Annotated in this window: 10 protein-coding genes and 1 pseudogene; 3 read left to right on the forward strand and 8 right to left on the reverse strand. The window is 54.5% G+C overall.

The features are described 5' to 3' along the window. Positions 1–273 precede the first annotated feature (273 nt). From WCJ41_RS17700 to WCJ41_RS17730, 7 genes are all read right to left on the reverse strand, one after another. A complete protein-coding gene (locus WCJ41_RS17700) occupies positions 274–1341 on the reverse strand; it encodes an NAD(P)-dependent oxidoreductase (protein WP_336907162.1) in 1068 nt (355 codons plus the stop codon). Continuing rightward, positions 1331–2119 (reverse strand): aldolase/citrate lyase family protein, encoded by a 789-nt coding sequence (locus WCJ41_RS17705; protein WP_336907163.1) that lies wholly within the window; start codon positions 2117–2119, stop codon positions 1331–1333. Before WCJ41_RS17705 ends, WCJ41_RS17700 begins: the two co-directional genes overlap by 11 nt. Before the next feature lie 4 nt (positions 2120–2123). After that, positions 2124–2456 (reverse strand): putative quinol monooxygenase, encoded by a 333-nt coding sequence (locus WCJ41_RS17710; RefSeq protein ID WP_336907164.1) that lies wholly within the window; start codon positions 2454–2456, stop codon positions 2124–2126. Further along, positions 2453–3166, reverse strand: a complete 714-nt coding sequence (locus WCJ41_RS17715) for an FCD domain-containing protein (RefSeq protein WP_336907165.1) — start codon at positions 3164–3166, stop codon at positions 2453–2455. Before WCJ41_RS17715 ends, WCJ41_RS17710 begins: the two co-directional genes overlap by 4 nt. Before the next feature lie 25 nt (positions 3167–3191). Beyond that, positions 3192–4247 (reverse strand): ABC transporter permease, encoded by a 1056-nt coding sequence (locus tag WCJ41_RS17720; protein ID WP_336907166.1) that lies wholly within the window; start codon positions 4245–4247, stop codon positions 3192–3194. After that, the gene (locus WCJ41_RS17725; RefSeq protein WP_336907167.1) at positions 4234–5763 is read right to left on the reverse strand and encodes a sugar ABC transporter ATP-binding protein; all 1530 of its coding nucleotides are present in this window, start codon (positions 5761–5763) and stop codon (positions 4234–4236) included. Before WCJ41_RS17725 ends, WCJ41_RS17720 begins: the two co-directional genes overlap by 14 nt. A gap of 95 nt (positions 5764–5858) precedes the next feature. Further along, complete coding sequence (locus WCJ41_RS17730) at positions 5859–6881, reverse strand: substrate-binding domain-containing protein (RefSeq protein ID WP_336907168.1); 1023 nt, start codon at positions 6879–6881, stop codon at positions 5859–5861. A 140-nt stretch (positions 6882–7021) separates the two neighbouring features. On the opposite strand from WCJ41_RS17730, the gene WCJ41_RS17735 reads away from it, so the two are divergent. Both WCJ41_RS17735 and WCJ41_RS17740 read left to right on the forward strand, forming a co-directional pair. Further along, on the forward strand, positions 7022–7387 hold the full coding sequence (locus WCJ41_RS17735) for a Gfo/Idh/MocA family oxidoreductase (RefSeq protein ID WP_336907169.1): 366 nt from the start codon (positions 7022–7024) through the stop codon (positions 7385–7387). Between the two features lie 36 nt (positions 7388–7423). Beyond that, positions 7424–8062 carry a Gfo/Idh/MocA family oxidoreductase gene (locus WCJ41_RS17740; protein ID WP_336907170.1) on the forward strand — a complete coding sequence of 213 codons (639 nt, stop codon included), beginning with the start codon at positions 7424–7426 and terminating at the stop codon, positions 8060–8062. Between the two features lie 302 nt (positions 8063–8364). On the opposite strand, the gene WCJ41_RS17745 is transcribed toward WCJ41_RS17740, so the two are convergent. Continuing rightward, positions 8365–8826: an Lrp/AsnC family transcriptional regulator gene (locus WCJ41_RS17745; protein WP_336907171.1), complete on the reverse strand. Its 462-nt coding sequence runs from the start codon at positions 8824–8826 to the stop codon at positions 8365–8367. A gap of 193 nt (positions 8827–9019) precedes the next feature. Here WCJ41_RS17745 and WCJ41_RS17750 point away from each other — a divergent pair. Beyond that, positions 9020–10305: pseudogene (locus tag WCJ41_RS17750) on the forward strand (transketolase); the annotation flags it as partial.

Consider the following 10305-nt stretch of genomic DNA (forward strand, 5'->3'; position numbering starts at 1 on the left):
CGTGTCTTAAGCCATCAGGCAATGTTCAGGCAGGCGGTACCAATCGAGCGGTTACCCCCCATCGCTGTTGGATCCGAGAAAACAGGGCTTTGACGGATGCAAAGTCAGATATGTCGACCGATACGGGCATGCAGTCTGACCCGATCAGCTTCGCAGCCTCTTCCAACTTTTCCAGCCTACGGCCCGCAAGGGCCAGACTAAATCCATCTGCTCCAAGCCCACGCGCGACAGCCAAACCAATCCCAGAACCCGCACCGGTCACCAGTGCGACCTTCATGTCTGTCGTCTCTGACGCGCAGTGCTCGCATAGTTGTCCAGTTTTGCCATGAACCCTGGCTGGCTAACCACGGATGTGTTTAGCAGACCTGCAGGTCGCCGACCTTCATAGACCGAGATAACGGCGGCCAGATCTGCGGCGCCAATTCCGGCAAAGCATTGGTCAGTCCAGCACAATGCGTGCGGGGTCACGATAACATTGTCAAGTTGCAGCAAGGGGTCGTCAGCGGCCGGGGGTTCTCTCTCGAACACATCAAGGCCGGCGCCGGCTATACGGCAATCCTTAAGGGCTGCGGTCAAGGCAGCCTGATCCACGATCGAGCCTCTGGCGGTATTGATTAGATATGAGGTTGGCTTCATGAGTGCCAGTCGGTCGGCATTCACCAGGCGATGCGTGTCCGGGGTCAATGGGCAATTGACAGTCAGTACATCAGATTGACGGAACAGGGTTTCTAGATCGACCAGATCGATCCCCAACTCTGCTGCAATCGTCGGATCGGCAAAGGGATCATGCGCGATGAATTTCATCTCGAGAGGTCGCACTAATCGAAACATCTCGGCGCCAATATTGCCGATGCCGATGGAGCCAAGAGTGCGCCCCACCACGCCCATACCCATGTAGTCGGTGCGTGCCCGGGCAAATCCGGCAGGTCCTTGTCGGGTCAAGCGATCCTTGATGATCAATCGGCCCGTCAGCGCTAGGATGAGCGTCAGAATTGAGGCTGCAACCGGGCGCCGCACGCCGTCTGGCGTGATGCAGACAGCAATATCATTGGCGGTGCAGGCCGCAACATCTACAGAATCGTAGCCAACCCCAAAACGGGCAATCACGCTGAGGCGACCTGAGGCAGGGATGCTGTCGGCGCTGAACTGTGCCCCCAGAAGTATCAATGCGTCCAAATCTTCAACCAATTCCGAGCGGATCGGATCACTGTTCGGAAGGAACTTGCTTGTGATTCCAGGTGTTGTGCGCAGCACCTCGAGGTCAAATGATGGATATTTCATCGATCCATCAACGTTGATGAAATCGCCGGACAGGCCGACTCGAAAATCTTCAATTTGCACTCGACGCACTCCGCAACTGAGAAATCCCAGTGATCAGGGCACGCTGGTAGAGTCCGGTATCAGTCGCCAGACAGCAAAAATCGAAACCCTTTCGTAGATCAGCAAGACCTTCGTCCGGCGAACTAACGAGCCGACCGAGCGATAAACCGTGGACCTTCGCCGCCTCAATAATTTTCGCAAGAGCAGCAAGATAATCCGGATGCTCGAATTGCCCAGCGATCCCGAGAGAGGCGCTCAGATCAAAATGACCAACCCAAAGGCAGTCCACACCTGGAGTCGCAGCAATTGCATCAACGTTCTCGGCTCCTTCGCGGGTCTCGATCAAGGCAAAAAACGTAGTTCTGGCATTGCCTTGCGCCAATCTATCTTGCACCGCTATGCCCCCGGGCAGATAGTTGTCATGAGCAGCGCCCAAGGCTATGCCGCGCTTACCGACGGGCGGGTATTTCATATAGCTGACCACCGTGGCCGCTTCGGCAGCATCTTTAATCATGGGCGCCATAAGGCCTTGGGCCCCGGCGTCGCAGATGCGCGCAACCATGTCGTAGTCTTTGGACGGCGTGCGGACGATCATCGCCACATCCGCGGCTTCGAAATATCTGACCACTTGTTTTAAGGATTCGATACTGAACCCTGAATGTTCCATATCGAAAAAGACAAAATCACATTGTGCCGAGGCCAGAATATGTCCGATGCCCGGGGTCGCAAATTCGCCAACATAATGGCCGAATTTCGGGCCGCGGTGCCGGGTCATTTCCTTCAAAGCAAGTCTGTTCATCATTCTATCCTTTTGATGGAGCCGTCTGGTTCGAACCTTCGCAAACCAAAGTGCAGGGGCGAACGTTTCTGCTCTCAACGAACGCCGCAGAGGCGGTGTTGAACTCCAAGAAATGGGGAGTCTTCAGATGGGCTGTGAACGCAGCTTCATCATCGTAGATTTCATAAAGAATGATTTGGTCCTTCCGGTCATTCGGCACCATTACATCGAACCGCCGGCACCCGGGCTCCCGTTTGACCGAAGCAATGGCGTTTTGGTCCATCAGCTTGCGAAAATCGTTCATCTGGTCGATGGACCGCAGATTAAACTCGACAATAACAACGAAGGGATTTGTCATTTTTCGTTGCCCCGCCCTTGCTCGTATTGCTCAATGACTTGCCGCAGATGGCGGTCCATTGCCTGCCAAGCCTGTTCCGGTTGATGGTCAGCCACTGCCTGGAATATTTCTTCATGGCTACGATAGGCACTGTTTTCCACACCTGACACACGCAGGGCGATGTGGCGCTGAAGGGCGAGCCATTCAGCGATCGCCTTATGAAGCGCTGAAAATACAGGATTGTCGCCGATTTGGGCCAGAGTCAGGTGAAAGGCGACATCGGTCCGTTCAAAGGAGTCCAGATTACCGATCGATTGACGATTAGCCATAAGCGCGACCTCAAGCCGCTGGATATCATCCTTCGTTGCAATCTCTGCGGCATTGCGAGCAATCGCTGCCTCGAACAAGCGGCGGGCCTCCTGAAAGGACCGCTCGCCTTCTTGTGATGACAACAGATGGCGCGCCGAACTTGACAACTGATCAAGGAAATTGGCGGTCGTCGGGCGCGTCACAAGTGTGCGACCGCCACTAGCAACCTTGATAAAGCCACTTCGCTGCAAGAGCAGAAGCGCTTCACGCACGGCGGGGCGACCAACGTGGAACACCTCCATGAGTTTTCGTTCGGACGGCAGACTGGAACCCTCCGGCAGGCCGCCGGACAGTATCTGGTTCTCAATCTGTTCGGCCACGTCTTCGTGTATCTTACGGCGCTTGATGCTAGTGAAATTCATCTTAGCGGCTCCAATTTGATCGGAGTTAGCGTCCAACGACACTGTCCTTGCTCTCCCGTACGGTTGTCGTCTGCGCGAGTGTGCGAATACGGACCCGCTGTGCGTCGATGAACATCGCAAGCAAAATGATCAAGCCCTGGATCACCCTTACCCAGAACACCGACACATGCATAAGGTTCAGGCCGCGATCGATCACCGACAGCAAGAGCACTCCTCCGAGCGCACCCAGCATGGTACCGCGACCACCCTGAAGACTAATACCGCCAATGACGGCAGCAGCCATCACGGTGAATATATATCCTTCTCCCAGGCTCACCTGAATAGACACCACGCGTCCAGCCAGCATCCATCCGGCTATCGCCGCCAGAATGCCGCTTATGGCATAAACTTGGCGTACGCGACGATCGGCATTGATCCCTGAAGCAACAGCAGCATCACGGTTGCCACCGATCGCATAGAGTTCTCGCCCGAATCGGTGGTGTTTGAGGATTATGTGGCCAACGAGAAAGGTGGCCCCAGCCGCAAGAACAGAATAGGAAACCTTCATAAAGCCTGGAATGATGAATGCTGTGTCATGACCTAACCAATAAAAGGTATCGGCCTGTGGATTATTCAGTCCGTTTACAGCGTTGCCTTCGGTAAAAGCCAGCATGAGACCCCGGATTACCAATAGCATAGCCAGGGTCACGATGAAGTTGTTCATCTGCCCATAGGTGATCAGGCAACCTATCACATAGCCAATCACAGCACCCATCAGCAGAATGCAGAAAATGGCCAGGTAGGGATTGACTAATAGTCCACCGCCAAAATGCGGAGCGGCTGCCGGGACGATTAGCCATATTCCCAGCAGCGCCGCCATCCCAAGTGTTGACTCCGAGGAAAGGTCAAAGTTTCCGGTGATCAGAACATATGTTTGACCCACAACAAGAACACCCATCACTGCAGCCGCAGAGAAAATGTTCGAAATGTTGTTTTCTGACAGGAAGTGCTCGCTCTGAAAGATGAAGAAGATGAATACTACCGCAAGGATAGCCCAGATCAGATGATCTATGAGTGCGGCTAGGCGATTATACATGTTCATGCTCTTCCTCCATGCTTACTCCCTCAATCGCGGCGATAAGCCTTTTTGGAGTAATATCTTCCTGTCCCTTCATGAATTCCTGCGAGATCCTGCCGCGCTTAAAAACGACGATGCGATCGCAGATATCAATGAGTTCGTTCAGTTCGTCAGATACAACGCAAATGGCCACGCCGCGCTTGCTGAGGTCGTCGACTATGCGCAAGATTTCGATCTTTGCCTCGACATCGACGCCCTGTGTTGGCTCGTCGAGAATCAGCACCCTGGGCTCGGTTGCTGCGAACTTCGCAACGACACATTTTTGCTGATTTCCGCCGCTTAGGCTGCTGATCGGGGTGTCCATTGTGGGGGTCTTGATACTCAGAGCGGAAATATACTCATTAACCAGCGCCCGCTCTTTTTTGCGATCCACAAGACCAAGCACACTTTTCAGTCGCTCCAGAACTGAAAGAGAGACATTGTCTCTCACCGATAAAATCCCAATAATTCCTAGACCATGACGGTCACGTGGCAAATAGGCCAAACCCTGATGCAATGCTTTAGATGGATTGCCGCCTTCGAAAGGTTTTCCATCGATGGTGACATGCCCAGTACCCATTTCCTCAAGTCCAAACAGTCCACGCGCCAGTGCTCCGGGACCACTTCCCTCGAGTCCAGTCAAGCCCACAACCTCGCCAGCGCGAACTGACAGGTTGATATCATAATAGGCTCTATCACGTGTCAGGTTCCGAGTTCCCAACACTTCGTCCCCGACATTTACACGCTCGCGGGTAAATCGCTTAACGCTAGTACCGCTGATCATATGCACCAGATCTCGCTGCGTCAGATCGGCAACGGCAGCGGCGCCAGCGACCTTACCATTACGCAGGACTGTAGCGCGGTCTGCAATCTCAAATATCTCATCAAGATAGTGCGAGATATAAATGAAAGACGCTCCTCGTTGCTTCTGGTTCCTCACGAACCCGAACAAGCGTTCAACTTCGCGCTTCGGCAGCGGAGCTGTAGGTTCGTCGAGGATGATGACCGAAGCATCTGCAAAAAGGGCGCGCGCAATCTCGATCATCTGGCGTTCGGCTACAGAAGTCATTTCCATTCGTTGGCGGACGTCAATCTCCAGTCCGAACCGTGACAGTTTTTCCTCCGCGCTCGCATAGATACCGTGCCAGTCGATGAAACCACGTTTACTCGGAACTGCCCCTAGACAGAGGTTTTCCGCAATCGACAGGCCGGGCACGAATTTGGCATGTTGCGCCACCAGGGCAATTCCCTCTTGCTTAGCGAGGCTGGCGGTCAACCCGGAGAACTCGGTTCCTCGAATTCGAATTACGCCAGAGTCGGGTAGGCACAATCCGTTCAAGACCTGCATCAACGTCGACTTGCCGGCACCGTTCTTTCCAGCCAGTGCGTGCACTTCGCCAGCTTTGACGTCAAAGGACACCCGATCCAATGCCAGAACGCCCGGATACGTCTTTACGATGTCCTGCATTTCGACCACAGTCTGGGCAGGTTTTGTCGTCATCTGGGTTAACTCCAAAATTTAGTTACTTGATCGGAAAGGCGACGCAGTGCGCGCCGCCTTTCGAGATCAAAGTCACAATCTGACGTCAAACCTGATTACTTGGTATTGCCCCAGAGGCCCGGCTCATCGACATTCGCCTTTGTGACTGAAGTGGTGCTGAGCAGCAGCTGCAGCCCGGTATCAGTCTTCTTCAGCTGAGCGGGTGACCACAGTGCGCCTTCTTTGACGACTTCACCCGGCGCAATCTCTTCGCCTTTTAACTTCTTGTCGATGTAATCGGCAACAAGAGTACCAAAGTCCGGGATGGGCTGTCCCGAAGTCTGGTCAGTCGCGCCTTCACGGATCAAAGCAAGATTCTCGGTGCAACCGTCTATTGCTCCGATAAAGATATGGGCTTTATCTCCTGCCGGAGCAAACTTGCCGATCTCTTTTAGGGTCTGAACGGTACCGGTGCTGTAGACGCAGTCTGAATGCATGTAGATGCCGTCAACCGCTTCGGTCGAGGCAACGTCACGAACAATTTCCACGCCTTTAGCGGCGTCCCAGTCACCAGGCTTCACGATGAGCTTGATTTCAGGGTGTTGCTTGATCACATCATCGAAACCACCGCCGCGTAGTTGTGCAACGTTCTGGGCCAGGTTGCCGGTTATTTCCAGAACGGTGCCCTTCGGCGAGCCGTTCTTTGCGGTCAAATGGGCCACCATCGCCTCGCCAGCCTGTTTGCCGCCAAGGTAGTTGTCCGACAGAACCGTCAGATCGATCTCGCAACCGGTCGGCGCGCGGTCGATGGTGTAAAACGGTATCCCTGCCTCTTTTGCGGCAGCGACCGCCACGCAAATGCCGGCGCTGTCATCTGGAACCGCAACAATGGCCTTGACGCCTTGCGCGATGAAGTCATTGATATCATTCAATTGTTTTTGTGCGTCGCCGCCAGACGTCACGGAGACTACCTCCCAGCCACGCGCTTTGGCACCGACCAGAAAACCGGCCTGGATCTGCGCCTGCGCACCATCGAGTGAGGGGGCGGCGTAGCCGATCACAACCTTGTCTCCAGCAAAAGCGACCGTTCCCATGGCAGTACCAAACAGAACAGTGAGCAGACCTAGTTTCATCCACATCGTTCATTCCTCCCATTTTTGAGCAGGCTGGAGATATGTTTCAAGCTTCTCCATCCCTGGAACAGGCCTAGCAACCTTGCCAAGATCTGTCAATCTGATAGCCTTACAGCATAACCTGTCATACCAGTTGGGAGCCGCAGATGGACCTTAAGAAGAGAGCAAAAGTCGGCATGGTCGGCTGCGGCTTCTACGCGCAAAATCACCTGCACGCCTGGGTCGACCTGCGCGCCGCTGGGTCGGATCTTGTGGCGGTTTGCGACATCGACAGCGGCCGCGCCGAAGCGGCTGCTCAGCAATTCGGGGTAAAGGCCTATGTGTCTGTGGACGCTATGCTTGACGCCGAGCCGCTTGACTTTGTTGACATCGCAACCCGCGTGGCCAGCCACCAGGATATCGCTGCAAAAGCAGCTGAGCGCGGGATCGGCGCAATCGTACAAAAGCCGTTAGCACCGACGCTGGCCGATTGCGTCGCTATCGTCGAGACGGCCCGCCGCCACGGAAGTTGACTTGCAGTTCACGAAAACTTCCGCTTCGGCACAGCCATGCAGCGCATAAAGGCCGTGCTCGATAGGGGCGACATCGGTGCGATTAACTGGGCGCGGCTTAGCTTCCGTACGGCATTCAATGTTTACGAGAGCCAACCCTATCTCGCAAAGGAGCCGCGACTTTGCATCCTCGATTCGGCGATCCACGTCCTAGATCTCGCCCGCTTCTTCATGGGCGAGGTTGAACGCATTTCGTGCGAGACCCAAAAGCGCAATCCGGCGATCGCTGGCGAAGACACATCTACGATGATGCTACGGCACAAGTCTGGAGCAGTGTCACTAGTTGAAGCTACATATGAGGCCAAACGGCTCCCGGACGTCTTCCCCGAAACGCTTCTTGAGATCGAGGGGTCGGCCGGATCGGTAATCCTACTACCTGGCCAGCGCGCCATCATCACCTCCCGAGACAAGAGCTATGAGGAAGACCTCCGCTCGCCTATCCTGCCTTGGACCGACGTGCGTTGGCATGTATCGCAAGAAGCCGTGCTACACGCCAATGCACACTTCCTAGACCGATTTCTTGAGGGGCGCGCAGCGGATACGTCGGGTGAAGACAACTTGCGGACCTTTGCATTGGTCGAAGCGGCTTACCAGGCCGCTGAAACGCATTGCAGCGTACGTCCCGAATTTTCCTGAAATCCCGACTGGTCGACAGAGAGCAGCTCCACCAAGAGGATTTTGGAAAATCAGAGAAGCCAAACGCAATCAAAAGTCTTGTGCGCATGCGATATAATCTCGATCGATGAAGATCGCGACGTAGGTAAATCAAATATTACAGCGTCGAAGTCTTGTCTGGCATAGCATTTCTGTCAGGCGCTGCCACATAAATGCCGATAAACCACGAGCCACCGCACTCGCCATGAAGAGATCGGCCCGGAATTCTATGTGAAGTTCAGGGACTGCTTCATCTATGAGGTCAGCCGTTCGCGTGACGTTTCTTAAATAGGAACTGAACCTGTGTCTTTCACCACGTCTAATATGACGGAACTCTGCATCTCCCTGACGCCAGGGAGGGAAACCAATTTTCTTTGCAAAAGCTGCTGATAATGCTCAATGTCCCTAACCATAATGCGGAGATAGTAATCGAAGTCTCCCAAGACGAGCAGCGCAATCTGGATTTCAGGAATACCACGAACTGCCTTCTTGAAGGCCTCAAGCATCTTGGTATCGTGAGTCTGAAGCTTGATCCTGACAATGATCAGCGTACCGTAGCCCAACTTCTTCGCATCTAGCAGCGTCTGCCGCCCGCGGATAATACCATCAGACTCAAGCTTGGCGATCCGCCGGGAACAAGGCGACTGCGATAGTCCCACGCGCTCGGCAATTTCGGCAATGGTAAGCTTACCGTCGCCCTGCATCGCCCTGAGAATACGAAGATCAATTTCATCGAGTTTATGCATGTTTCATCCATATTTTTGGGAGATCTTAGCATATTTTTGCGTAATCACATCTCTTAGCCATCGAGATTGGCAGGACATTGCCCTCAAATAGATCCACCATTCCTGTGAAAGCAACAAGCTTGGGGACGGTGACGTGGCTGGCATCAATCATCTTGAGGAACTTCACCGGAGAGTACTCTGGCTATCCTGCTGGATGATTCATAACGCCAACCATCTGAGACCCAAAGGCGAAGGTGACGTGAAGGTGGGCGGTCATCAGGCTTCATCAGCATCCATGGCTGCAATGCTGACGGCACTATATTTCCACGTGCTGAAGCCCGACGACCGTGTGGCAGTCAAGCCGCATGCCGGGCCTGTCTTCCATGCGATCCAGTACCTGATGGGCAACATGCCCCTCGAGAAAATCAAGAACTTTCGCGGATACGGCGGTGTCCAAAGCTACCCGTCTCGGACCAAGGACGTGGACGATGTAGACTTCTCGACGGGCTCGGTGGGCTTGGGGGCCGCCCTGCCGATCTTTGCTTCCATCATGCAAGACTATCTGCATGGACACGGCTGGGCAAAGTCAATCAATGGCCGCATGATCGCCCTCATCGGCGATGCGGAACTCGATGAGGGTAATATCTACGAAGCGCTGTTGGAAGGGTGGAAGCACGAACTGCGGAATGTCTGGTGGTTGATCGACTACAATCGCCAGAGCCTCGATGGCGTGGTTCGGGAAGGCCTCTGGGAACGCATCGAGGCTATCTTCTCCAGCTTCGGTTGGCGCGTCGTCCGCCTGAAATATGGGCGTTTGCAGCGCGAAGCATTCGAGGAGGCGGGCGGCTCAGCACTGAAGGAGTGGATCGACGCTTGCCCCAACGCGCTCTATTCGGCCCTGACTTTCCAAGGTGGTAACGCATGGCGCAAACGGTTGCTCGACGACCTCGGCGACCAGGGACCTGTAACATCCCTGATAGAGCGACGCAGCGATCCAGAGCTCGCGGCGTTGATGGAGAACCTTGGAGGCCACTGTCTGTCCTCACTTTGTGGAGCCTTCGACGCGGTCAAGGATGACCGGCCGACGGTTTTTCTTTTCTACACTATTAAGGGCTGGGGAACGCCGCTTGCAGGACACAAGGATAACCACGCGGGCCTGATGACCCAGCCACAAATGGAGATATTCCAGTCTACCATGGGCGTTCCAAGAGGCGATGAGTGGAAGCCCTTCGCTGGGCTAAGCGATGCAACCGACCTAAAGGAGTTCCTAAACACCGTGCCATTCTTCTCCAAGGGTAGGAGGCGGTACACCGCACCGATACTGGAGGTACCAAAGAGGGTCACTATCGATGATCGCATCCAGTCGACACAAACAGGATTCGGAAAGATCCTCGATGAGATCGCCCGTTCCGGTGGACCACTCGCAGACCGCATAATTACGTTCTCGCCCGACGTAACCGTTTCAACCAATCTGGGGCCCTGGGTAAACCGACGCGGGCT

The organism is Aestuariivirga sp. (assembly GCF_037139295.1).
Lineage (GTDB): Bacteria > Pseudomonadota > Alphaproteobacteria > Rhizobiales > Aestuariivirgaceae > Aestuariivirga.

Excerpts from the sequence above, each read along its gene's own strand:
- WCJ41_RS17705 (WP_336907163.1), bottom strand. The coding sequence starts at position 2,119 with ATGAACAGACTTGCTTTGAAGGAAATGACCCGGCACCGCGGCCCGAAA.
- WCJ41_RS17710 (WP_336907164.1), bottom strand. The coding sequence starts at position 2,456 with ATGACAAATCCCTTCGTTGTTATTGTCGAGTTTAATCTGCGGTCCATC.
- WCJ41_RS17715 (WP_336907165.1), bottom strand. The coding sequence starts at position 3,166 with ATGAATTTCACTAGCATCAAGCGCCGTAAGATACACGAAGACGTGGCC.
- WCJ41_RS17720 (WP_336907166.1), bottom strand. The coding sequence starts at position 4,247 with ATGAACATGTATAATCGCCTAGCCGCACTCATAGATCATCTGATCTGG.
- WCJ41_RS17725 (WP_336907167.1), bottom strand. The coding sequence starts at position 5,763 with ATGACGACAAAACCTGCCCAGACTGTGGTCGAAATGCAGGACATCGTA.
- WCJ41_RS17730 (WP_336907168.1), bottom strand. The coding sequence starts at position 6,881 with ATGTGGATGAAACTAGGTCTGCTCACTGTTCTGTTTGGTACTGCCATG.
- WCJ41_RS17735 (WP_336907169.1), top strand. The coding sequence starts at position 7,022 with ATGGACCTTAAGAAGAGAGCAAAAGTCGGCATGGTCGGCTGCGGCTTC.
- WCJ41_RS17740 (WP_336907170.1), top strand. The coding sequence starts at position 7,424 with ATGCAGCGCATAAAGGCCGTGCTCGATAGGGGCGACATCGGTGCGATT.
- WCJ41_RS17745 (WP_336907171.1), bottom strand. The coding sequence starts at position 8,826 with ATGCATAAACTCGATGAAATTGATCTTCGTATTCTCAGGGCGATGCAG.